This window comes from Pseudalkalibacillus hwajinpoensis, assembly GCF_039851965.1.
GTDB lineage: Bacteria > Bacillota > Bacilli > Bacillales > Guptibacillaceae > Guptibacillus > Guptibacillus hwajinpoensis_E.
Window position 1 is genome coordinate 366090 of record NZ_CP156674.1, and the last position, 23528, is coordinate 389617.

Genomic DNA, 23528 nt, shown 5'->3' on the forward strand with positions numbered 1-23528 from the left:
GTTTCTTATGCAAGATCGATTAGTGCTTTAAAAATTTCCTCCTCTTCCGCTTCAGTTACCGTTCGTAAGTCAATTAGTACACGCTCATCCTTAATCCGCGTTATTATTGGGACTTCCCATCTTCTCAACAGATGTTCTAACTCGCTCGCTGTTTTCGATGGTAACGTAATTGACAGCAGAGACGTTGAAAGTTCAACTGCTGGCATCGTTCCTCCACCAACTTGAGACGTTCCTATGAAGACTTCTGTCGTATAGGTTGTCGGCCAAGAATGAAGCTTTTCTTGGAAATTTTTTGCACGCTGTCCGATTTCATCCGCTCCTTGTAATAAGTCACGAATTGCCGGAATTTCCTTCTCATTTCCAAAAATATACTGTTTTAATGTCGCTTCAAGAGCGGCGAGAGTAAATTTATCAACGCGCAAAACTCGCGCAAGCTGATTTGTTTTTAATTTCTGGATGAATTCTTTCTTACCAGCTATAATGCCTGCCTGAGGTCCTCCAAGGAGCTTATCTCCACTGAATGAAACGATATCTACACCCGCTTCAAGCGTTTCCCTAACTGTTGGCTCCTGCCCGATCCCGTACTCACGATAATTAAATAAAGCGCCGCTCCCTAAATCTTCATAATAAATAACGTTATGCCTTTTGGCGATATCAGATAAGTCTTCACGATTGACCTCTGCTGTAAAACCGACCATCGTAAAATTACTGCGATGGACCTTCATCACCATTGCAGTGTCTTCATGAATTGTCCGTTCATAATCAGCCCGATGCGTTTTGTTAGTAGTTCCTACTTCTCTAAGCATCGCACCGCTTTCCTCCATGATCGAAGACACGCGAAATGACCCACCGATTTCCACTAGCTCACCACGAGATACTATGACCTCTTTGTCTTTTGCGAGCGCACTAAGAATCAGATAAACCGCTGCCGCATTATTATTGACTACCATTGCTGCTTCAGCACCAGTTGCATCGCAAATCCACTTTTCGGCGATTGTATGACGCGAGCCCCTCGTCCCTTTGTCAACATTATACTCAAGTGAAGAGTAACCTCTCGCTACTTCCACTATTTGCTCGATTGCAGCTTCACTCAAACGTGACCTGCCAAGATTTGTATGGAGCACTACGCCGGTCGCATTGATAACCGATCGCAGATTGGGGGTTAATAATTGATCAACTTTCATTAGAATTTGCTCCATGATTTCCTTTAGGAATTCGATGCGGTTGGTTGAGCTTCCTTTATAAGATTCATTAAGCAGTTTGTTTCGAAGCTCACGCACTTCATCCTGGATCATTTGTTTTTGCACGTTATGCGGAAGTTCTGGGACCTGCCTCTTTAATTCATCCAGTACTTGATAAACTGGGGGTAGTTCTCTTGCCAGTGATTTCACTTGTTTCATCTCCTAACGGCGAAAGGAAAGGCACCCGGTTCAGGGTGCCTTTCTATTTCTACATCTTCATTTTCTCCATCTTTTCAATAAAATGAGTAACATCAGGGTATTGTCCGGTTTTTAGTTTAGAATGCATGCTTTCTTCATTAACCGTTATTTCAAATGCACCGCCTGAACTCGGGATTAGTTCAAGGCTTCCGATCTCATGCCTGAAATGGTTAAATAACGCTTCCGCGAAACTCGCGGCTTTAGGTGCGTAGTTTCACTGCATGCAAAATTCAATCGATATGGAATACCTCATAAGAATGGCCTCCTCAAGAAAATGATCGTTGTACATACTATATCATTTCAAAAAAAGCATGAAAAGATTTATACTCATCTAAGGAGGTGGTCATATGTCGAGTCATGAGAAAATCCGATTAACGTCACTCTCAACGAAAGGTGGTTGAGGATGCAAAATTGGTCCAGAGGACCTGACGCAAGTTCTGCGTCATTTACCGAAAAAGAAAACAGATCCAAATTTACTTGTTGGAGTTGAAACATCCGATGATGCAGGAGTTTATCGATTAACAGATGAACTTGCGATGATTCAAACGGTAGATTTCTTTACACCTATCGTTGATGATCCATATATGTTTGGCCAAATCGCCGCTGCTAATTCATTGAGCGACGTTTACGCAATGGGCGGTGTACCTAAAACCGTTCTTAATATTGTTGGCTTTCCAATTAAAAATCTCGATCCCGATATCTTAGCAGATATTTTAAAGGGTGCTGCAGATAAAGTAGAAGAAGCTGGTGCCGTTATCGCTGGTGGGCATTCGATCGATGATCAGGAGCCGAAGTTTGGTTTGTCGGTCACTGGACTTGTTCATCCCGCTAAATACTATATGAACGTCGGTGCAAAAGCTGGTGATGTACTCGTCTTAACGAAACCAATTGGGGTTGGCATTCAAACAACTGCCATTAAACCGGACAAACTATCGGATCAACAGCTTCAGGTTGTATCCGAAACAATGGCCGAGTTAAACAAAACGGCTGCCGAAGAGCTATCAGGCCTATCACCAAATGCGGTCACTGATGTAACTGGCTTTGGCTTACTTGGACACGCCTACGAAATGGCAACAGGAAGCGATGTTAGCATCCATGTTGACTATAATGCAGTGCCAGTGCTCGATGGAACACATGACCTTGCGGAACAGGGATTTATTCCAGGCGGCTCAAAAGCGAATCATAGTTGGATTTCAGAATCCGTTCACTATGACAATTTAAGTGATATCGAGCAATATATTTTGTGCGATGCAGTCACTTCAGGTGGTCTTTTAATCAGTCTTCCTGAGAAGCAAGCAGACGAATATACTAAACGTATGGAGCTTAAAGGCAAACAAGCCCATATCATCGGCAAGGTGAAAGAAAAAGAAGAAATAGCCATAACGGCGACAAAGAAAAAAAGACGGTAAGGGGCTACCCTTCCGTCTTTTTTTAAATTCTATAAATCATGTCTTCAAGTTCTTCCGTCAGTGCTTCCGGTTTGCCATCAAACACAACCTCACCATCTCTAAGCGCCACAATACGAGTTGCATATCTTCTCGCAAGCTTCACATCATGGACATTCATAATCGTGAGCAATTGACGCTCCGTATGCAGTTTTTCAATCAGCTGAAAAATACGGTTTGCTGTGCCTGGATCAAGACTTGCGACAGGTTCGTCACCAAGAAAAACCCCAGGTGTCTGAACGAGTGCTCTTGCAACGCCCACTCTCTGCCTCTGCCCACCGCTTAGCATATCAACTCGCTGGTTTTGAAAAGGGAGCAATTCAACTTGTTCGATCACGTCCTGCGCCATTTTCTTCTCATCTTCTGAAAAAAGTCCCGCAAGGTTGCGAAAGGCAGATCTGAAACCAAATAATCCTGTATACACATTTTGGAGGACCGTAAGTCTCGGAATAAGCTGATGATGTTGAAAGATCATCCCCATGTTCCGCCGAATAAGTCTTAACCCTTCGAGGTCAAGCTTACTGAATGAAGTGCCATCATATGAAATATCCCCGCTCGAGAGCTTTTGAAGGCCGTTCAAGGTTCGAATCAACGTCGACTTCCCCGCTCCTGTCTTGCCGAGGATACATACGAATTCCCCTTTCTGAAACGTAAGGGATACGTCATGAAGCGCTGGTTCAGCATCATTTTGATAGGTGACATTTCCCTTTTGTATTGTTAAAAGCTCATCACATAACATACTGTCTCACCCTGCTTCCAAGGAAGTCAACCGCGATTACAATGAACATAATGATCATCACATCGACGGCAACTGTTGAATACTGAAACGTTTTGAAATGGATAAAGAGCTGCTGCCCAATACCTCCCCCACCAACAAGTCCAAGAATAAGCGATGTACGAATCGCTACTTCAAACCGGTAAAAGTAATGGGAAAGGACATTTGGCCAGATTTGCGGAAAAATAGAAAACAGCGCCCCGATTATTGGACGGGCGCCGACCGCTTTCATCGCTTCCTGTGGTCCTTTATCAGCAGCCTCAATGAGTTCTGCTATTAGTTTTGATAACACGCTCGCATTATGAACAATAATCGCCATCGTTGCCGCAAAAGGACCCGGACCAACAACTGTTAAAAACATTAACCCAAGAACAATTTCTGGAATTGATCGTACGAAGCTTAGCAAAATACGAATAAACCCGTAAAAGTGTCCCCCTGTATTTTTGGCTGCAAGAAGACTCACAGGTAATGCAACAAGCAGTCCTGCAAAACTCCCGAGGAAGGCCATCCCAAGTGTGACCAGGCTCGCCTTCACCACGCCAGGTACAACACCTGTGTTCAGAGGAAACCAATGCGATAGAAAATCGACCATATTGCTAAACTGGCTGAACTTTCTCAGATCAAATTCAGTTACTTGTGCGCTCCATACCATCAATCCAATCATACCAATCAAAATGAGTAGGTGCTTCCATTTAAACCAGGCCATATCTACTCTTCTAATAATCCCTGCTTCTCAGCAGCCTTGCGAATGCTTTCATAATCATCGTTACTTGCTTTTGTGAATCCTGAAGCCCCAAAGGCATTTAAAATCGTTTCATCTTCAATAGATAAGAAAGCATCCTGAAGCTTCGTGATCGTTTCTTCATCTGTGTCTTTTGAAACGGCCCATGGATATTGGAACAACTTTTCTGATTCCCAGATTACCTTAAGCTGATCGCCATCTACTTTTCCAGATTCGACAAGCTGATTATAAATGGCACTATCTATCGCACCGGCATCCACCTGTTTATTCTGAACTGATAGCGCAGTCGCATCATGTGAGCCAGTATAGGTAACCGATTTAAAATCGTTATTCTCCTGATCTTCAAATACCCCGCGATCTTGCAGTTCAATTGAAGGGATAAGGGATCCAGACGTCGAGTTGGGATCTCCAAACGCAAAGCTGTTCTGATCACTTTCTGCGAGAAATTCATCAAGCGTTTCCCACTCATTTTCTGCATTCGTAATCACGTATGAATGATAGAAAGGTTCACCATCTATTAATTGCGTTACGATTGCCTGAGCGCCGCTCTTCTCATGCGCAATCACATACGTAAGTGGTCCGAAATAGGCCATATCAATTTGATTGTAATTCATGGCTTCCACAACACCGTTATAGTCAGGGAAGGTCGAAATTTCGACTTCTCGATCAAGTTTCTCAGAAAGTTCAGCTTGAAGCCTATTCATCGCTTCTTCAATTTCACCTTCTGTTTGGGCTGGAATAACCCCGATTGTAAACGCCTTTGTCACTTCGGCCTTATCCGCATTTTCACTTTGATTATTCTCTTCATTCGATCCACATGCTGCAAGCAAACCAAGCATGAGTATCATCATTACTATTACTTTCTTCAAATCTCCCACTCCTCAAGTTTACTTATGACCCTGATCTCCAATACCGAACCTGTTCGTTTCTGATCGTAGCCCCTGACTCATCAAGGTGCTCAAGAATCGGAACAAGATACTTTCTGCTTACCTTAAGAATGTCTTTCGCTTCTTGAAGAGTAAACGACTCATTTGTTCCTGATTTAAGATCTGTAACGATTGCCTCCCAGCTCATATGGTGCACGTAAAGGTCTGGGGTCAGCCGAACGGCCACATTTTCAGTTAATAAATACTGCTTCAGCTCTTCTTTATAAGCTTCAGGAATGCTTTCGTTTTCAATCAATTTATCAATCGCTGTAACCTTAGATCCCTGCTCTTCTAACAACTGAATCACCCTGCCCATCTTCGTTTTCCAAGAAGATGGTAGAGTTGGCGTGAATGAATCCCTACTCAAGAATGGCCCATTTTGTCTAACAAGCCCGTTATGTTGTAAGACATCCAATACGGACTCAACAAGCTTTAATGGGTACATGCTCACCATCTCCTGAACCACTTCTGCTTTTAGCATCCCCCTTCGCATAGGGTAGTGCTGGTGGTAGCTCGTTAAGTTTGTTTGGACCCTTTCTGATACCCTCTCAAAAACAGGCGTTGACGTGATGCCGCTTTCCATGAACCATAGCTCCGGTTCTTCCGAAAGTTCTTCAACCTCATCTTCCGTGAGACCGATTTGCTGCATCACCTGCTCTTTTGATAAAACCAGCTTTCGATGAAGCATCTGAACTAACTGTTCAGCAGGGGTTCCCTTGCTCATCTGTTCAAACATAGCGATTGTTTCCTCGCCAAACTTGTACTGCTCACAGGATACATTTAAGATGGTGCCCCCGCCAATCGTTTCAACTGGTGAAGGTCTTCTTATAATCACATGATCACCTTTTTTTGCAACCACAGGATTCTGAAGTCGAATCTGACAATAAAGAAAATCACGCTCACCCGTTTTAAGAACATTTCGGTCAAAAAAGACAATCGTACCTCTAACTTCAGCCGTACCTATATGTACTGTTACAAGCGAACGCTGCTTCAGCTCATAGTCCATCGTCAAGGCTTTAGTAAAGATGAGATCAATCGTAGATGTTACAGCATAATGGTCCGAATTGACTACTACATGGCCACGCTTAACCTCTTTTCTACCCGTTCCTGCAAGATTAACAGCAACACGCTGGCCGGCATAGGCTCGCCCCACTTTTTCATTATGTGTCTGAATTTGTCTCACTCTTGCATCAATACGATCAGGCAGAAGCGTCACCTGTTCGCCGTCTTTCAATTCACCATCAAATATCGTACCCCGCACAATGGTGCCATGACCCTGAAGTGAAAACACTTGATCAATGGGTAATCTTAACGCACCAGCTTTGTTTCTTGAAGGAACTTCTGGCAGAAAAGAACCAATCTTCGTTTTTAGCTGTTCAATTCCCCTGCCTGACTTTCCATCAACAACAAGTATGCTCGCCCCTTCAAACCCAGTCCCCTCTATGTAATCTCTAATATCTTCTTTGACAAGCTCTATCATATCAGCCTCAACTAAATCCGCTTTGGTGATGACAATAATAGATCGTTTGATACCAAGAAGGGATAAAATCTCAAGGTGTTCTTTTGTTTGCGGCATCACCCCTTCATCAGCCGCCACAACCGGTATGACGAGATCAATGCCAGCAACTCCAGCAATCATCTGCCTGATAAAGCGCTCATGCCCTGGCACATCAATCATCGAAACAACCATATCTTCTGACAAATGAAATGGTGCAAAGCCTGGTTCGATCGAAATATTTCGTTCCTTTTCTTCTTTTAATCGGTCCGTATTTACCCCTGTTAACGCTCCCGTTAATGTCGTTTTTCCATGGTCAATATGTCCTGCTAGACCAATTGTGTAATAGTTCATCCCATCACCAGCCTATCGAAGTCATCATTATTTAACAGTAATAAAAGTATGACAAGGATGCAACTTTTAGCCATTGCACATCGCAAAATAGCCAAAACTTCATTTCTTAGAACCGTATTCATCACCGTATAATTATTCATGACTGCATGCTTTAAAAGTTATTCACAGCTATCCACAACTCAAACTGTCACACCACAAATAAAGAGCTGTATCATACACAAAACTGTACTAGTTCGTTATAGGAAACTGTTTTATTCTAACTGATGTCGAATAATGTAGGAGTGTAAAAAAGAGCGAAGCATGTCGATATAAAGAAAATATCCACCACTGATGTCACGTTTCGACATAAACCTATTTTTATATATAAAAAAGAATTCTTCGGGTAAATATTTACTAGTAGTTTTACTAGATGTTATTTTAAAATATTTTTCCGAGCAAAAAAGTTGAATATTTGTTCGAATTCCGATAGTATATGAAAAGCATAATTCAATATGGGGCTGGTTGTACGTCTGGTGAGTGCCACGGTCTTCAAAACCGCCTGGGAGGCGCGTGCCGTCTCCGGTGGGTTCGATTCCCACACAGTCCCGCCATTTTTATACCAGTCTTCACAGGTCGATACACCTGGCTAAATATACAATACACAAAAACCAGTTCCTGATCAGGAGCTGGTTTTTTCGGATTTATAATGTTCTCCCCTCCCCTCTTCTACCAACTTAACCCACCTCACCTATTGATTAATAAGCGCTTTCGGCGTATAATGTGACCGTATTCAAACTTAAATTATACTTTATGAAGCCAAGAGGTGATTGTGTTGGCAGGTTGGTTTCAATGGTTTATTGTAGGCTGGACAGTCATATTAATTTCCCTTATAGCGATCGGCGGATTCTTTATGTTCCGGAAGTTTCTTAAGCGCCTTCCTAAAGAAGATGGCAAGTCTATACTCGACTGGCAGGAGTACTATATCGATCAAACGAAGCATATGTGGAGCTCTGATCAAAAGAAACTTTTAGATGAATTAGTGGCACCTGTACCTGAGCTATTCAGGGATATTGCAAAATATAAAATAGCTGGAACAATCGGAGAGCTTGCCTTAAGAGAAAAAGCAAAAAGCATGTCACAGGACCTTATTATTAGAGGCTATATCATCGCAACGCCTAAGCGAGATCACAAATGGCTCATCAAAAAACTTAATGAAAAGCGAATTGATATGGCACCTTACAATCATTTATTGCAATAAAAAACTCGTTTAGCTTATAAGCTAAACGAGTTTTTTATAATAAAGTTTGATGCAGCGTACTGCTATGACCTCGGCTTCTTTCTGTTTTTCGAAACTGATAATACATCGCTATTCTCCATGGAACGATCATCCCAAATGCCAGCACAAAGAATAACGAGCTCGTTTGAAGAACAGGAATCGATTGTCCGAGTAGCATTTTAAGAATAATTCGAAATAAAAGCAAGCCGATCAATATGAAAGCGAATGCTTTTGATCGTGTTAAGTAAATCTGATCATTTTTGATTTCAAATTTTGATGTTCTTATTAATAGCAAAGAAAATGCAGCCCCAACTGACAGCGCTTCAATTGCTTCATACCATGGGACCCTGGCGTCTGGAAGCACGAACATAAAAAAACCAGTAGCCATAAAAAAAGGAGGCAATATTATTTTCTTTATCGTTGCAGGTTTTTTTGAAGCTTTTAACCTGATAACCACCATCCCAAGGGCCATCATCGCCCCAACAATCGTACTAAAAACAAGCATAACCTCATCCCTCACCTATACCTTTACTCCGTATCATTTCCATTGTATGTGGAAGAGACAAAAAATACAAGCTCACAAAAAAGAACAGGGTCATGACCCCGTTCTTAAATCAACCATTCTGTTTTGAAAGCGCTTCTTCACCTTCATCCTCTGCAATGCTTAAAATAATGGTCATCGTTACACCAACTACAGTGAAATAAACACCAAGATCAAACAACATAGCCGTTGCAAGATGAGAATACCCAAGTATTGGAAGCTCAAAATAAGCATCTGTCTGGCTTAGAAAAGGCTGCCCGAATAAAAATGAGCCTGCTCCAGTAAGTACAGCAATCAACAACCCTATTGGGATAAAGTTTTTGTAATCAATACGGATAACCTTATTCATCGTTTTAAACCCGTACGAAATATAAAGGAGAACTAAAGCTCCCGACGTCATAAGTCCCCCAATGAATCCGCCACCCGGTGCGTTATGCCCCGCAAAAAATAAGTATATTGAAAAACCTAGAATAATAAAGACGATGATCGTCGTCGTCGTTTTAAGTATGAGATCATTTGTTCCTTTCACTCTACTCCACCCTTTCGTGCTAAAATCCCTGGAAACCATTAAAGAGGTTATTCACAAGGAACGATGTAAACATTGTCATAAAATTAAAGTAAAGCAAAACACCCATCACAATCATTAAATACCCACCAGCGTTCATGATCAATCGACTATTTTTCTTAATCCACTGCATTCGACCTATGAAAAAAGAAAGAATGAAAAACGGAACCGAAAAGCCGAGTGTATAAGCGACCATATACAACAAACCCGCACCTGGATTTGATACACCGAGCGCAATGACTGCAGCTAAGATTGGTCCTGTACACGGTGTCCAGCCTGCCGCAAACCCCATACCGATCAGCACTGAACCAATAAATCCGGACGGACGATTTCGAATCGTTAACCTGCGATCTTTCATTAGAAATGTCGGTTTCCAGAACCCGACGACAATAAGTCCGAACACAACGATCAGAATTGCACCCACTTGACGAAGCAGCTCTTTATACTGGATAAATAAATTCCCAATTAAAGAGGTCGACATCCCGAGCACGAGGAAAATGATCGAAAATCCTACTAAAAAAAAGATGGTATGCATGATCGCTCGTCGCTGCATCATGCCTTTATCTTCTATTAGATCATCAACTGAAACGCCAGTGATGTAAGATATGAATGCTGGATATAGCGGCAGCACACACGGTGAAACAAACGATAGAAAACCGGCACCAAACGCTAATAACAAGTTCAAGTCTGCCATTGAATTACTCCCTGTCTAATGCACATTCCCATTATAGCATGCGCATGTGGTAACCATTCCAATCTCAATTGTAAACGATTTATCCCCTACAAACTATGAACATTCGTTAACGATTTCCAGCCTCGAAAAATTCTTCTAGCGTTATTCCAGCTTCGTGTATTGCTTTCCCTGCGTCCCTTCCAACATATCGCACATGCCATGGTTCATACTGATATCCTGTGATGTCTTCCTTTCCTTTTAAGTAACGGACAACAAATCCGTATTTATACGCATTTTCAGCAACCCACTGACCTTCAGGCGTACTTCCAAATTCCTCTGTAAGCGCACTTCCAATTGAAGGAGTGCTAATATCCATTGTCAATCCTGTCTGGTGCTCACTTTGACCAGCCTGGGCACTTACCTGATTCGCTTTTTCTTTCCCATAGCGGTCTGCGTTATAAGCGAAAATCGTTTCCTGACGATCATAAGAGCGATAACCTGAAACAGCTTTCAATTCATAGCCCGCTTCTTTCGCACCAGCAAACATTTTTTCAAGAGCTGTCGCTGCTTCCTGCACCATCAACCTCTTCGGATCCCCTTCAGGAGCATAAAAAGCTACATCAGGCTCAACCAAATTATCCGGCACAAAGTCAGAAGGCAGATTCCTCTCTTTATTCGCCACTACAAAGATGCTATCTGGATTTGTTACAGTAAGTTCCCCTTCGGTTTCAGTAACGGTCTCAGTCATAGTTGGGTATGCAGATTCCTCTTTTGGCTCATCTTTATTGGCGTCCTTTTTTTCCTGATCATCCTCTGAAGATTTGTTTTGCTCTTCATTTTGATTTGAGTTTTGATCTGAATTTTCATTTGCGCCTGCGCCGTTACCTTCAGCGCCATTCACATCCCCATTTGCCTGCTCCTGATTCTGGCTATTTTCAGCGGTGTCAGTTGAACTTCCTTCATTCGATTGACACCCTGCGAGCAACGCAAATGAAAGCCCAGTCGCAAAAACTAGATTTCTCATTGTCATTTGAACACTTCCTGATTGTTTATTATAGTCTAATCTATCATACCATCTGAAGGTTTAGACCCGTCAACCAAAATCACTCCATACAAAAAGCACTCTGCAACCAGAGTGCCCGTACGCTATTTATCGGTATTATTCATTTGACTATTCATAGCCTTCATCATCTGATTGATCTTCTTCTGAGAAGGTTTCTGCCCCATCTGCATCATCATAACGCGCAGCATGTTTTCATTAATAGGGGGATTCTTCTTTAAATAGTCCATCATATATTTGCGGGCAATAAAAAAGCCAAGTGCTACTCCAGCAATTAACGCTAGAACGCCCACAAGCGTGTACATCCACCACATTCTAGATTTCCTCCTTATTCTTTCTCTTCCATTAGTGTACTACAACCCGTAATGATTATACAATAACGTCTACTAAAATAGTAGGTGTTTGTTCAAACTAGTTTGCGTTGTTTAATCGGATTGAGCCAGCCGTATTGGCCAGATTGGAAGTCAATCGCAAAGAATGAAGGAGTTAGCTTTCTGAGAACCTCAAAGAAAACAGTCTCCGCTTCTTGTGATCCAACGGAATATAAATTGGCTTTATCCTGTCTTACAAATAAGGAGGCATCACTTTTAGACTGCTTAATTGAAAGGCGGTGACCATTATTTTTAAATTCATACGTACGAAAAGCACCAATTTCATTTACAACGTGCCGATTAAGTTCTTCATCTTTAATACGCTCAGTAATGAAAGAAATTTGTTTATCTAATAATCCTTTTTCTTCATTTAATAGCGCATTCTTTCTTTCAGAAAACAATTGATAAAGAAGTAGTTCTTTACCAGCATATTGCATAGCGATATCAGGTTTGATGATATACATTTCATAGTGTCTCATACACTTCCCCCCGTCAGGCGATGGCTAGTATGAAAAATAGTATACACGAACACCGGTAAAATCATTGTCTATACATGCAGCATCATCCCACTAGTTTTGTCGAATGAAAAAAAGGCCTGTACTATAACATATTTGTTATAGTACAGGCCTTATATAATATTATGCCATGCTTGGAAGGTCGCAAAGCACCCCGCCACAGCTCTCATCATAGTCTAATTTCATACGATCTACGAACCATTGATCATCAGGGCGAACAAAGTATGTTACGCCTCCAACTTCCTGCTTATAATCATCATATGAAGGCCGGTCTGACATGACTCCAAGCGAAAATCCGCCGCTATCTCCACTTCCTGCATATCGAACAAATAATCTCAAGCAATCACCATTTCGTAACTCCATCTCGTTTCTGTAAAACTCTGCAGCTGAATCAGTTACAACAAACATCCTATCCGCCCTTTCCGTTTTTTATATTAGTATGTCTTGTTATAGTACAGTATAACGAATATTTTAAAAATTGCAACCATAAAAATAGCCTAATTTTGCAATTCGCAAAATTAGGCTATTTACTACTGAAGGAAAGGACGGTTTTTCTTACTTTCCTTTAGTTTTTCAGGTGTAACATCTGATCCCTCTTTATCAACCACTTTAATTGAGTGAAGCTGATTTTCAAAGGAAGAACGAAGACTCTTCAAATATTCTTGTCGAAGATCCTTTTGCTCTTTTTTCTCAGCAACTGTTAAAGAGGATTCTTTCGATTTACGAGAGAGCTCGTTAATTCTTTGGATTTTATCTTGAGAAAGCATAGAACCTAGCTCCTTTACTACATCTTGTACCATTTATGCTATCGCATATTTTAATCATAGACAAGTTTAGTGCTTCTCCTTTTGTTCGTCAACATATTCCTTATAGCGTCTATGTACGGTAGCTTTAGAGGCATGATGACCAAAGCCTTTTAACGTCGCAGCTATTTCATTAAACGTCAGTCCGCGATGCCTGAGATTCACAATTTCCTCGATCGGGACCTCCACTCGACCCCGTCCTCCATGATGCTGGTGACTCAGGTTACGCTCTGGCCGATACCCGTCTCTGACGGCCTTATCCATACCGCGCTTAATTTTCAGGTTATGAAGCTTGCGCTGAAATTCCTCCACGATACTTACAATTTCAAGCACCATTGAGTCTGCTTCTGATAGTTGAAGTTCCCCATTTTGATTGACGCTATAAATTGTTCCACCGTATTTATGAACAGCGTGTAAAAGTGCAATTTTGGCATTTCCTCTTCCAAGTCTTGTTTCATCCTGGATCAATAGTGCTTCAGCACTACCTTCTTTCAATAAGTCAAGCACCTCAAGTATCCCATCGCGGTCAATGTCATAGCCGCTGTGCTTTTCTTCAATTAACTTATAAACTGTAAATCCCGATTGTACTGCAAATTTCTCAAGCTCTTCTTTTTGCCTGGCGAGCGAGGACTCCTGTGCCTCTTTTTTCGTACTAACCCGGCAATAAATAATTGCGTTCATTCTTTACTCTATACCTCCAAGCGCCGTAGCGTTTGCTTCAACAGGGATGATGAGAGTATCTCCTGCTGTGATTCGATTGGCATTAATGCGATTGGCTTCCTCTACCCAACTGACAAACTTCTTGTTAGACATCTCGTGAGCGGTTCGATATTCTTCCGCAATTTCCAAAACAGTATCACCATGCTCCAATTCGACCTTAGTATAACGATTGTAGTCCTCAGCTGCAGCCGTTCGCAAAGATACGAACACAATAATCAACACAGCTACAAAAGATATAATGACAAGAAAATCAATTCCAGACAAGCCCCCAGCTTGCTTTCTCATCCCGATCACCCCATATGCGAATATTTGTTCTGCTTTCAGTATACCAGAACCTCTGTTCGTGTCAACGTTTTTTTCGAACTTATGTTTGTATGCGAACAAAAATTCTGGTATACTACTAACAAATAGATAGATTGGAACGAGGTGCCAGAAATATGAAACTATCAAAGCGTCAGCAGGACATTCTGGACTTTATAAAAGTCGAAGTGAAGCAAAAAGGTTACCCACCATCCGTAAGAGAAATTGGAGAAGCTGTCGGACTTGCCTCAAGTTCAACCGTCCACGGCCATCTGGCAAGGCTCGAGAAGAAAGGTTACATTCGAAGAGACCCTACGAAACCAAGAGCGATCGAAGTATTAGGACTTGATGAAGCGGTTGATATCCCACGTCAGCACACAGTGAACGTCCCTGTTATTGGTAAAGTTACAGCAGGACAACCCATCACTGCGATTGAAAATGTGGAAGAATACTTCCCGCTCCCAGAACAATTTGCACAAGATGAAGAGCATACTTTTATTCTTGTTATTGAAGGGGACAGTATGATCGAGGCTGGTATCTATAACGGTGATATGGTTATTGTGAAACAGCAGCCGACTGCGAACAACGGAGATATTGTTGTTGCGATGACGGATGACGGTGAAGCTACCGTGAAGCGATTTTTTAAAGAAAGTAATTACTTCCGTCTACAACCAGAGAACTCTTCAATGGAACCGATCATTCTCGATTCTGTTTCCATTCTTGGTAAAGTGGTTGGAGTATTTCGTTCGATTCACTAGAAGCGCTGCTTGCGCTTCTTTTTTTCATTCGATTACTATCATGAATAGGAAAAATTTTATATGTATTGCTAATGATCACATTTACAGTTAGACAATCGCTGAAAGATTAAAATTAGCTCAGGGTCACACCCCCGCTCCTTACTTATCTTGGTCAGCGCCAGGCCTTTTAAAGCTATTGAAGCCCCCCTTCTCCTAGTGATAAGGGGGGCTTCAATAGTCATTGCTAATTTCAAATGAAGACTAACTACTTACGAATGTGATTTAATAGGCGAAATTCGATCTGTACACTCAATAATTATATCAAAATACGTTAAAGGTAACTCCGTAAGCTTGTAGGTTTCAGTGCTCCATGTAGCATCAAGAAAAACCGTTGCGATCGCTCACTTTCTTTCACCGCCTACTGCTACGTCCTTTAAAGCAATGGTGCTCTCAAAAATGTCTGTCAGCCATTTAGCTACTCGTTTGGAATGGTAGGACTGCGCTTGTTTATTCATCTCTAGAAGTTGTTCGATCTTCTTTTCAAATTTGTTGATCGCCTCATAAACCGGTGTTGCCTCTCCGACTCTATAGGAAGCTGATCTAGTTCGTTCTTCATTTTATTGATGAAGATGTGAAGAACCTCATATTTATGAATTAACCGCAAAACCTCTGGGCCGAGTATATTTGCGGTCCCTTCCCAAACCGTTAGAACCTGCGCATCTCGAAGAAGTCTTGGTGTCACAAAGTCTTCTATATACCCATTCCCACCATGCATTTCAATTGCCTCGTGAGCAAAATGGACAGCTTGTTCCCGACTCTTTCTTTACAAGCGCAATAAGCAATCTGTTTAATGCTTCATCTTCAACCAGACAATCAGGGTCTTTATTCACGACACACTCGTATTGTGAAATAGCCGTAAACACTGCGCTCACTTCAATTTCTTGCTTTACCTTTAACTGAACCAGAGATTCACGAATCATTGGAAAGTCTTTCAGTTTATGTTTGAAGGCATCTCTTTCATACGCATAGTGCTTCGCCTCGAGGTACGCTCGTTGCATAATACCAAAGGCACTGCTTTGACGCCAAGCTTTTCTTTTAATCTTCGAATCGATAAATTATTCGTAGAACCATCTTCATTCTTCCATGGGACCAAAAATAAACTTAGTCCTCTCGTTCCGGTTTGTTCTGGGTCGATCCTCCCTAACACCATGGCGACCCCACATGCACCTGCATTACTAGCGAAATATTTTTCACCATACAGGTTATAATGATCGCCATCTTTTACTGCCTGTGTTTCATTCGCGCCAACATCTGATCCGCCCTGTCGTTCTGTCAAAAATGTTGCGCCTTCATATCGGTCAACCTTTCCTGTGGATAGCACATGCGGCAGGTATTTTTCTTTAAGTTCCTTATCGGCATAATGATCAATTAAATACGCTGTTGCCATTGTTAGCGTTACTGGACAATAAAATCCTGGTTCTGTTTGGGAAAGCAAATACCCTTGAGCAAATGAATAGATATAATTCCCCCGGTGTCCAAGTTCAGGAATTTCCTTATGAACATACCCAACTATACCTCTGTTATAGGTTTGTTCGACCGTCTTCAGATACCCTTCGTTGCGCCACACATATGAAATGTCATTGCCCTTCTTGTCATACTTGATCAATCTTGGCTGTCCCTCTCGATCTGTATGATACGCCCGCTCATCTATTTCTGTTGCACATAGCGCCCCGTACTCACTAAGCTCCTCTTCCGTCCACGCATAAAACGAATTATCCATGTATTGTTTTAATACAATGGATAAGTTCGGATCCAGTTTAAAGAAATTATTCATCTCACCTCTCCTTTCAGTTCTATTAATTTCTCTTGAAAATGCTCAAGGTACCTATTCATTTCTTCCTTTAGCATCATTAACTCCTGAATGCGCTCATCCACTTCCAACACTTTTTGCTTCCCGTATTCAATTGTTCTCTTCAATTGCCTTTCTCCAGTAGGATCCTGATCAAATAGCTGGATCCTCTCCTGGATCTCATTTAGTTGAAAACCAAAATTCTTTCCCCGAAAAATGAGTTGCAGTCGGGTTCCGCGATCACCTTTTCGTTACATTTTGGTCAACTTCCTAATCGTAAGGTTTGGAACTTTTAGACGTAGTTTCCATTCAACCATCATTTTTGTTAAAGTATTATTAGTGATAATTTATATTTTTAATATAAAACAATTCTTTTAGAGGGTGTATAATTTGAAAGATAAAATAGAAGATATTGATTACCGTCAAGTTATGGAATTTTCGCTTGACCCGCTAATTATCCATTCAGAGCTTAGAATAATTGATGTTAATCAAGTTGCAGTAGAATTTTTTAGAGGTACAAAAGATGATCTTATAGGGGCTAGTCCTTTAAATATATTCCAGGAAACCTCCAAGGCAAGTATAGAAAAAAGAATACATTCTGCATATATGGAACCAGCAAACATCATCGAAGAAACTATTTATAGGTTGGATGGTACAACAGTCGACGTAGAATTATATTGTCATCCAGTTCAAATAGGAGATATTTTAGCCATTCAGACCTATGTTAAGGATATAACTAATAGAAAGAAAGCTGAAAAGAAACAAACAGAAATAATTAATCAAGTAAACGAACTATCTAGTACAATTGTTCCACTTCTAAACGGTATTGCAGTTCTTCCTTTGGTAGGTTCATTTGATGAAGATAGGGCAAGACAGCTTTTAGAAAACATACCTCTAAAAGTACAAAGCAATCATATACAATATTTAATCATTGATTTTTCTGGAATTTACACGTTAGATCATATTGTTACAGAACACCTCTTTCAAATTTATTCCGTATTGTCACTACTTGGTGTGCGTTCTATTTTCACGGGACTCAGACCTGAATTAGCACTATTTGCCTTACAGATTGATACAAGACTAACCTCCATCCCCACAAAATCCAGTGTTAAAGATGCACTTCTTTCTTTAGGAATACAATACAATTTCGATGAATGAACAGCGATAAATTCCTTTAAAGGTATTATCATCCTCTTTATTTTTTCTAATAGTTTCTATTTAATAAAACTAAATAAAATGGAAAACCTCTCTTCACAAGGAGGTTTTCCATTAAGGAAGTGTTATTTATTTTTGGAAATTATGTTCTTTTTGATTAAAAGGTTTTAGTGTCTCCGAATAATTCGTCTTAAGAATGCGTTTTGAAATCGAGTTTCTTTTCCAACAGAATCAAAATAAATTAGCTTTTAATGCAATTTATCATGATTTAAATTTGATGCTCTGTCGTAATAATGGAAACATTATGCCGAAGTCTAGTTTGTTTAATGCATTTAACCGGATTCTAAAAAGAACTAACAGACCGAACTTACCTATCTCACTCTCTTCGCCATACTCATGCCGTTTTACTTTTAGAAGCCGGTGCTGATATGAACTATGTCCAGACCTCGATTGGGTTTAGTAAAAAAATCGAGACAAATACACTGGAAAAATACGAGGAATACATGAAGAATATTTTGAAGTGATTTTGGTCAATCTTTTGGTCAAAACAACCACTTACAAGAAAAAGTGCTTTTGACCAAAAAGAAAAACCCCTCAACATCAGTCATGTCAAGGGGTTTGGCTCTTAATAAGTCGTCATATACTGTTCACGTTCCCAAGGGTGTACTTGCGTACGGAACATGTCCCACTCGATTTCTTTCGCTTCGATAAAGTGCTCAGAAGCGTGGTCGCCTAATGCTGCCATTAGTACTTCGTCTTGCTTAAGCTTTTCAAGTGCGTCATGAAGTGTAGCTGGAAGGTCTGTGATGCCTTCTTCTACGCGTTCTTGCTTATCCATCACGTAGATGTTGCGTTCTGTTGGAGCTTGTGGCGTCATTTTGTTCTTGATGCCGTCAAGACCAGCTGCAAGAAGAACAGCCATTGCAAGGTACGGGTTTGCAGATGGATCGACGCTACGCACTTCAATACGTGTACTGATTCCGCGTGAAGCTGGTACGCGGATAAGTGGGCTACGGTTACGAAGAGACCATGCTACGTAACAAGGTGCTTCGTATCCAGGTACGAGACGCTTGTATGAGTTAACTGTTGGATTTGTAATCGCTGTGAACGCTTCAGCGTGCTTCATTGTTCCTGCGATGAATTGGCGAGCTGTCTCACTCAGGCCAAGCTCGTCTTTTGGATCGTAAAATGCGTTTTCTCCGTCTTTGAAGAGAGACATGTTCGCATGCATACCAGATCCGTTTACGCCGAACAAAGGCTTAGGCATAAACGTTGCATGAAGACCGTGCTTACGGGCGATTGTTTTAACCGCAAGCTTAAACGTCTGGATGTTATCACAGGTTGTGATCGCATCAGCATATTTAAAGTCGATTTCGTGCTGTCCAGGTGCTACCTCATGGTGAGATGCTTCGATTTCAAAGCCCATGTCTTCAAGCTCAAGCACGATATCGCGACGGCAGTTTTCACCAAGGTCCGTCGGTGCAAGGTCAAAGTATCCACCTTTATCGTTAAGTTCAAGCGTTGGCTCACCGTTTTCGTCCATTTTGAATAGGAAGAATTCTGGCTCAGGTCCAATGTTGAAATCAGAGAAACCTAGCTCTTCCATTTCTTTAAGAACGCGTTTTAGAACTGAACGAGGATCCCCATCGAATGGTGTTCCATCAGGGCTGTAGATATCACAGATAAGGCGTGCGACTCTTCCTTTTTCAGATGACCACGGGAAAACAACCCAGGAATTAAGGTCAGGATATAGGTACATATCAGATTCCTCAATACGTACAAACCCTTCGATTGAAGAACCGTCAAACATCATTTTATTATCAAGAGCTTTCTCTAGCTGATCAACCGGGATTTCAACGTTCTTAATAATCCCTAATAGATCAGTAAACTGCAAGCGAATAAACTTAACGTTCTCGTCCTGCGCCATTTTCTTAATATCGTCTGCTGTGAAATTGTTCGCCATGTAAAATGAATCCTCCTTAAGAAATAAAAAGATTTAGTGAATCGGCTGGACAATCTGCGCGAATGATCGCTCAGGAGGCCTACTGCTCGACTTGTCATGTACGGGCAATCTAAACTGCTCTCAAAATTCAGAATCAAAAGAACATTCGTAATTGCCGCTCCCTTCTTCACTTACTATCACTATACAATAGCTTGCACGTCATCGTGTTAAAGTATGTAAGATAACCTGACATGATTTTTAGAACAATAAAATAGTCAGAGATGCAATACACCTCTGACCACTTACCTGATTAAACGGTTATTAAACCTTTTGTTAACAAATCATCCACTGCTGTAAGGATGCTGATTTTCACATGTTCGTACGTTAATCCCCCCTGAACATAAGCAACGTACGGTGGCCTTAAGGGGCCATCAGCAGATAGTTCGAGACTTGCTCCCTGAATAAATGTTCCCGCAGCCATAATCACATCATCTTTATATCCCGGCATATAAGCAGGTTCAGGACGAACGTGTGCATTGACAGGTGACGCGGATTGAATTGCCTGACAGAATGCAATCATTCGCTCTCTGTCATTAAATTGAACAGATTGGATTAGGTCGGTCCGTTTACTATCCCATTCAGGCGTTGTGTTGAAGCCTGCTGCTTCTAAAAGTGCTGAGCTGTAAACAGCCCCCTTCACAGCTTGACCGACTGTGTGCGGAGCAAGGAAGATGCCCTGGAACATCTCCTGAAGTGAATATAGGGACGCACCGACTTCTCTTCCAATCCCGGGAGAGGTAAGGCGATAGCCGCAAAGCTCGATTAAATCGTCCCTACCAACTAGATAACCACCGGTTTTAACGATGCCAGCTCCTGGGTTTTTAATAAGTGAGCCAGCGATTAAATCCGCCCCGACGTGGCACGGCTCCTGCTCCTCAACAAATTCACCGTAGCAGTTATCGACGAATACGATGACATCTTCCTTAATCGATTTAACAAATAAGATCATTTCTTCTATCTCATTAATTGTAAAGGATGGGCGGTTCGCATACCCTTTCGAGCGCTGGATGCCGATCACTTTCGTTTTATCCGTCATGGCTTTACGTACGGCGTCAAAATCAATCGCACCATCAGCTAGAGGAATATCTCTGTAGCCAATTTGAAAGTCTTTTAAAGACCCATTACCACTACCTCGTTTACCAACAATTTCTTCAAGCGTGTCATAAGGCGCACCTGTTATATAAAGGAGCTCATCGAACGGACGGAGCACGCCGAATAAAGCTGTCGCGATCGCATGTGTACCGGAAACAATTTGCGGTCTTACAAGCCCCGCTTCCCCGCCGAATACATTCGCAAAAAGCTTTTCAAGCGTATCCCTTCCATCATCATCATAGCCGTATCCTGTTGAAGGTGTGAAATGGAAATCACTGATTCTATTTTGATGAAAGGCCTGCAGAACGCGATATTGATTCGCTTCAACAATTTCATCAATAGCACGATGAACCGGCTGGATTTTTTCTTCAACAGTGATCGATAATTTATTCAGTTCGTCTTGATGCGTAAAATGATTAAACATAGTTGTCTACTCCTAGTCGTTGTTCCACTCGTTCACGATTCGTTCGTAAAGATGTTTCGGGGCGTAGCCTTTACATCTGTAGTGGTCTTTCTCTTCATCCCATGTGCGGTCGATAAGAACCGTGTTTCGCTGCAAATACGCAAGCTTGTCTCCCTGATCAGCATGGATCGCGATCGAGAAGTACTCCATCTGCTTTAGAACCTCTCCCTGCAATCGCTCATTCAGTCGCTTTAAATCAGCCTGTTTCAAGGCAGAAATATGGATCTGTTCATTGACGCTGCTTTGAACAGAGGGATCTGCTCGGTCGATTTTGTTAAATACTGTTAGAACCGGAATATGTGAAGCTTTTAAATCCTTCAGCAGCTTAAGAACAATTTCCTCATGACGCTCTCGATCAGGATGAGACGCATCGATCACGTGTAAAATTAGATCTGCTTCCGTCGCTTCTTCAAGTGTTGATTTAAATGATGCTACAAGTGTCGTCGGAAGGTCTTGGATGAAGCCAACTGTATCCGTCAACAGGACATTGTAGCCGTTCGGAAGCTTCAGCTGCCTTGTCATTGGATCAAGGGTTGCAAACAGCTTGTCTTCTTCATAGGAGTTCGCATTTGTTAAGCGATTAAAAATCGTTGATTTGCCCGCATTCGTATAACCGACAAGGGCAACCTGAAGCGCTTCGTTTCGCTTACGTCTCGCACGGTATTGTTCACGGTGCTTCACTGTATGATCAAGCTGTTTCTTTAAGTCGGTGACGCGGTTACGAATGTAGCGGCGATCCGTTTCAAGCTTGGTTTCACCCGGTCCTCTTGTTCCAATACCGCCACCAAGCCTTGATAAGGACGTTCCCTGTCCTGCAAGGCGTGGCAGCATATATTGAAGCTGAGCAAGCTCAACCTGAAGCATGCCTTCTCTTGATCTCGCTCTCTGTGCAAAAATGTCCAGAATAAGCTGCGTGCGATCAATGACTCTCGCATCAAGCACTTCTGAGAGATTGCGAAGCTGACTTGGTGAAAGCTCACTATTAAAGATGACAATGCCAGCTTCCTTCTCTTCAATTAGCTCTGCTAGTTCTTCCACTTTACCTTTTCCTATATACGTAGCAGAATGGATGCGCTCTCGCTTTTGTGAGAGTGATCCTTCAACAACGCCGCCCGCCGTTTCTGTTAAAGCCGCAAGCTCGCTCATCGAATAAGCAAACTGCTCATCGGTTTGGTTTTGAAGCTGAGTTCCGATCAAAATGGCCGGTTCAGCTGCCTCAATACGTTCTTTATTCAAAAGTTCGTTCCCTGCCTTTATCAATCAGTCTGATCTAATCATACCAGAATGGCTTTTAATCTTCTATAGGGATGTCTTCAGGTAATAAAAGCTCAAGGGCTGACCGATCAATTACATCCGCCTGGAGAAGTCTAACGGCTTGTTTACGGATCGCCTTCTCAATAATATTACGAACAAAGCGCCCGTTACTAAAAGCAGCCGTTTCCTGTTCGCGCTTTTTAATAAAACTTTGTTTCAACTTCCACTCGGTTTCTTTTGAGAAACGGTATTGACGTTCTGCAGCCATCTTTTTCGCAATTTCAAGCAGCTGTTCATTTGAATAATCCGGAAAATCAATCACAAGCGGAAAACGGGATGGCAGACCTGGGTTTAGCGACAGAAAATACTCCATTTCCTCTGAGTAGCCGGCTAGAATCAAAATGAAATCTTTATGGTAATCCTCCATCGCCTTCACGAGCGTATCAATCGCTTCTTTCCCAAAGTCTTTCTCACCGCCGCGTGCAAGTGAGTAGGCTTCATCAATAAAAAGAATGCCGCCTTTTGCTTTTTTTACAAGCTCTCTCGTCTTTTGAGCGGTATGGCCAATGTACTCACCGACAAGATCGGCCCGCTCTACTTCGATCAAATGCCCTTTCGAGAGCACATTCATTTCAAGAAAAAGGGTGCCAAGCAGGCGAGCGACCGTCGTCTTTCCTGTCCCTGGATTGCCTTTAAACATCATGTGAAGCGCCTGGGTATTCTGCTTTAGACCGTTTTCCTCTCGGCATTTATTCACATAAAGCCACGCGTATACTTCTTTTAATAAGTATTTCATTTCTTTTAATCCAATTAACTGCTCCATCTCCTGCTGAATGCGTTCGAGCGGAATATGTTTTTTGGCGGCTTCGCTGAGGGCCTCGTCCGCGGCTTCCTGTTTTCCTTCAGTTTGACGCAGCACAATATTGATCTGGCTTTTACGCTGTGTTACGGAATGCTGCAAGCTGCTCACCTCGCTTTATTCTGACACGATATTATA

The 23528-nt window shown here is 41.8% G+C and carries 25 protein-coding genes, 1 tRNA gene and 1 pseudogene; 5 read left to right on the forward strand and 22 right to left on the reverse strand.

Annotation, left to right across the window (positions count from 1 at the left end; translation table 11 throughout):
• Nucleotides 1–5: 5 nt before the first annotated feature.
• The gene (gene selA / locus ABFG93_RS01835; protein WP_431522035.1) at nt 6–1400 is read right to left on the reverse strand and encodes an L-seryl-tRNA(Sec) selenium transferase; all 1395 of its coding nucleotides are present in this window, start codon (nt 1398–1400) and stop codon (nt 6–8) included.
• 49 nt (nt 1401–1449) lie between these two features.
• Entirely contained in the window at nt 1450–1593 is a 144-nt protein-coding gene (locus ABFG93_RS01840; RefSeq protein WP_347552723.1) for an Rdx family protein, read from the reverse strand.
• A gap of 193 nt (nt 1594–1786) precedes the next feature.
• Between ABFG93_RS01840 and selD the strand changes: the two genes are divergently transcribed.
• Nucleotides 1787–2848 carry a selenide, water dikinase SelD gene (gene selD, locus ABFG93_RS01845; protein WP_347550279.1) on the forward strand — a complete coding sequence of 354 codons (1062 nt, stop codon included), beginning with the start codon at nt 1787–1789 and terminating at the stop codon, nt 2846–2848.
• Between the two features lie 22 nt (nt 2849–2870).
• Here the strand turns inward: selD and phnC are convergent, their stop codons facing one another.
• The 4 genes from phnC to selB are packed head-to-tail and all read right to left on the reverse strand — an operon-like array spanning nt 2871 to nt 7176.
• Nucleotides 2871–3623 carry a phosphonate ABC transporter ATP-binding protein gene (gene phnC / locus ABFG93_RS01850; protein ID WP_347550280.1) on the reverse strand — a complete coding sequence of 251 codons (753 nt, stop codon included), beginning with the start codon at nt 3621–3623 and terminating at the stop codon, nt 2871–2873.
• Nucleotides 3613–4365, reverse strand: coding sequence for a phosphonate ABC transporter, permease protein PhnE (gene phnE / locus ABFG93_RS01855; protein ID WP_347550281.1), 753 nt, complete (start codon nt 4363–4365; stop codon nt 3613–3615). Before phnE ends, phnC begins: the two co-directional genes overlap by 11 nt.
• A gap of 2 nt (nt 4366–4367) precedes the next feature.
• The gene (gene phnD, locus ABFG93_RS01860; protein WP_431522074.1) at nt 4368–5252 is read right to left on the reverse strand and encodes a phosphate/phosphite/phosphonate ABC transporter substrate-binding protein; all 885 of its coding nucleotides are present in this window, start codon (nt 5250–5252) and stop codon (nt 4368–4370) included.
• 40 nt (nt 5253–5292) lie between these two features.
• A complete protein-coding gene (gene selB, locus ABFG93_RS01865; RefSeq protein WP_347550283.1) occupies nt 5293–7176 on the reverse strand; it encodes a selenocysteine-specific translation elongation factor in 1884 nt (627 codons plus the stop codon).
• A 493-nt stretch (nt 7177–7669) separates the two neighbouring features.
• On the opposite strand from selB, the gene ABFG93_RS01870 reads away from it, so the two are divergent.
• Together ABFG93_RS01870 and ABFG93_RS01875 are read left to right on the forward strand one after the other, a co-directional pair.
• Nucleotides 7670–7766: transfer RNA gene (locus ABFG93_RS01870), tRNA-Sec, on the forward strand.
• Nucleotides 7767–7984: 218 nt separating this feature from the next.
• The gene (locus tag ABFG93_RS01875) at nt 7985–8413 is read left to right on the forward strand and encodes a DUF2621 domain-containing protein (RefSeq protein WP_347550284.1); all 429 of its coding nucleotides are present in this window, start codon (nt 7985–7987) and stop codon (nt 8411–8413) included.
• A 34-nt stretch (nt 8414–8447) separates the two neighbouring features.
• On the opposite strand, the gene ABFG93_RS01880 is transcribed toward ABFG93_RS01875, so the two are convergent.
• From ABFG93_RS01880 to yneA, 10 genes are all read right to left on the reverse strand, one after another.
• Nucleotides 8448–8936 (reverse strand): CcdC family protein, encoded by a 489-nt coding sequence (locus tag ABFG93_RS01880; protein WP_347550285.1) that lies wholly within the window; start codon nt 8934–8936, stop codon nt 8448–8450.
• Between the two features lie 109 nt (nt 8937–9045).
• The gene (locus ABFG93_RS01885; RefSeq protein WP_347550286.1) at nt 9046–9501 is read right to left on the reverse strand and encodes a Na(+)/H(+) antiporter subunit B; all 456 of its coding nucleotides are present in this window, start codon (nt 9499–9501) and stop codon (nt 9046–9048) included.
• A gap of 19 nt (nt 9502–9520) precedes the next feature.
• Nucleotides 9521–10231, reverse strand: coding sequence for a cytochrome c biogenesis CcdA family protein (locus ABFG93_RS01890; RefSeq protein WP_347550287.1), 711 nt, complete (start codon nt 10229–10231; stop codon nt 9521–9523).
• A 106-nt stretch (nt 10232–10337) separates the two neighbouring features.
• Nucleotides 10338–11240 carry a M15 family metallopeptidase gene (locus tag ABFG93_RS01895; RefSeq protein ID WP_347550288.1) on the reverse strand — a complete coding sequence of 301 codons (903 nt, stop codon included), beginning with the start codon at nt 11238–11240 and terminating at the stop codon, nt 10338–10340.
• A gap of 116 nt (nt 11241–11356) precedes the next feature.
• Complete coding sequence (locus tag ABFG93_RS01900) at nt 11357–11584, reverse strand: YneF family protein (RefSeq protein WP_347550289.1); 228 nt, start codon at nt 11582–11584, stop codon at nt 11357–11359.
• A 92-nt stretch (nt 11585–11676) separates the two neighbouring features.
• Nucleotides 11677–12120, reverse strand: coding sequence for a sporulation inhibitor of replication protein SirA (gene sirA, locus ABFG93_RS01905; protein ID WP_347550290.1), 444 nt, complete (start codon nt 12118–12120; stop codon nt 11677–11679).
• Nucleotides 12121–12279: 159 nt separating this feature from the next.
• On the reverse strand, nt 12280–12564 hold the full coding sequence (locus ABFG93_RS01910; RefSeq protein WP_347550291.1) for a HesB/YadR/YfhF family protein: 285 nt from the start codon (nt 12562–12564) through the stop codon (nt 12280–12282).
• Nucleotides 12565–12686: 122 nt separating this feature from the next.
• Complete coding sequence (locus ABFG93_RS01915) at nt 12687–12923, reverse strand: DUF896 domain-containing protein (RefSeq protein ID WP_347550292.1); 237 nt, start codon at nt 12921–12923, stop codon at nt 12687–12689.
• 66 nt (nt 12924–12989) lie between these two features.
• Nucleotides 12990–13640, reverse strand: a complete 651-nt coding sequence (locus ABFG93_RS01920; protein ID WP_347550293.1) for a YneB family resolvase-like protein — start codon at nt 13638–13640, stop codon at nt 12990–12992.
• A 3-nt stretch (nt 13641–13643) separates the two neighbouring features.
• Complete coding sequence (yneA, locus tag ABFG93_RS01925; protein WP_347550294.1) at nt 13644–13964, reverse strand: cell division suppressor protein YneA; 321 nt, start codon at nt 13962–13964, stop codon at nt 13644–13646.
• Between the two features lie 152 nt (nt 13965–14116).
• Between yneA and lexA the strand changes: the two genes are divergently transcribed.
• Nucleotides 14117–14737 (forward strand): transcriptional repressor LexA, encoded by a 621-nt coding sequence (lexA, locus tag ABFG93_RS01930; RefSeq protein WP_347550295.1) that lies wholly within the window; start codon nt 14117–14119, stop codon nt 14735–14737.
• A 248-nt stretch (nt 14738–14985) separates the two neighbouring features.
• On the opposite strand, the pseudogene ABFG93_RS01935 reads toward lexA, so the two are convergent.
• Together ABFG93_RS01935 and ABFG93_RS01940 are read right to left on the reverse strand one after the other, a co-directional pair.
• Nucleotides 14986–16550: pseudogene (locus ABFG93_RS01935) on the reverse strand (acyl-CoA dehydrogenase family protein).
• Complete coding sequence (locus tag ABFG93_RS01940) at nt 16547–16792, reverse strand: MerR family DNA-binding protein (RefSeq protein ID WP_347552724.1); 246 nt, start codon at nt 16790–16792, stop codon at nt 16547–16549. Before ABFG93_RS01940 ends, ABFG93_RS01935 begins: the two are co-directional and overlap by 4 nt.
• 163 nt (nt 16793–16955) lie before the next feature.
• Between ABFG93_RS01940 and ABFG93_RS01945 the strand changes: the two genes are divergently transcribed.
• Nucleotides 16956–17723, forward strand: coding sequence for a PAS domain S-box protein (locus ABFG93_RS01945; protein ID WP_347550296.1), 768 nt, complete (start codon nt 16956–16958; stop codon nt 17721–17723).
• A gap of 622 nt (nt 17724–18345) precedes the next feature.
• On the opposite strand, the gene glnA is transcribed toward ABFG93_RS01945, so the two are convergent.
• The 4 genes from glnA to spoVK all read right to left on the reverse strand — a co-directional run bounded on the left by glnA (nt 18346) and on the right by spoVK (nt 23492).
• Nucleotides 18346–19683 (reverse strand): type I glutamate--ammonia ligase, encoded by a 1338-nt coding sequence (glnA, locus tag ABFG93_RS01950; protein WP_347550297.1) that lies wholly within the window; start codon nt 19681–19683, stop codon nt 18346–18348.
• A gap of 289 nt (nt 19684–19972) precedes the next feature.
• A complete protein-coding gene (locus ABFG93_RS01955; protein ID WP_347550298.1) occupies nt 19973–21238 on the reverse strand; it encodes an aminotransferase class I/II-fold pyridoxal phosphate-dependent enzyme in 1266 nt (421 codons plus the stop codon).
• A 12-nt stretch (nt 21239–21250) separates the two neighbouring features.
• Nucleotides 21251–22513: a GTPase HflX gene (gene hflX / locus ABFG93_RS01960; RefSeq protein ID WP_347550299.1), complete on the reverse strand. Its 1263-nt coding sequence runs from the start codon at nt 22511–22513 to the stop codon at nt 21251–21253.
• Nucleotides 22514–22568: 55 nt separating this feature from the next.
• Complete coding sequence (spoVK, locus tag ABFG93_RS01965; protein ID WP_347550300.1) at nt 22569–23492, reverse strand: stage V sporulation protein K; 924 nt, start codon at nt 23490–23492, stop codon at nt 22569–22571.
• Between the last annotated feature and the right edge of the window lie 36 nt (nt 23493–23528).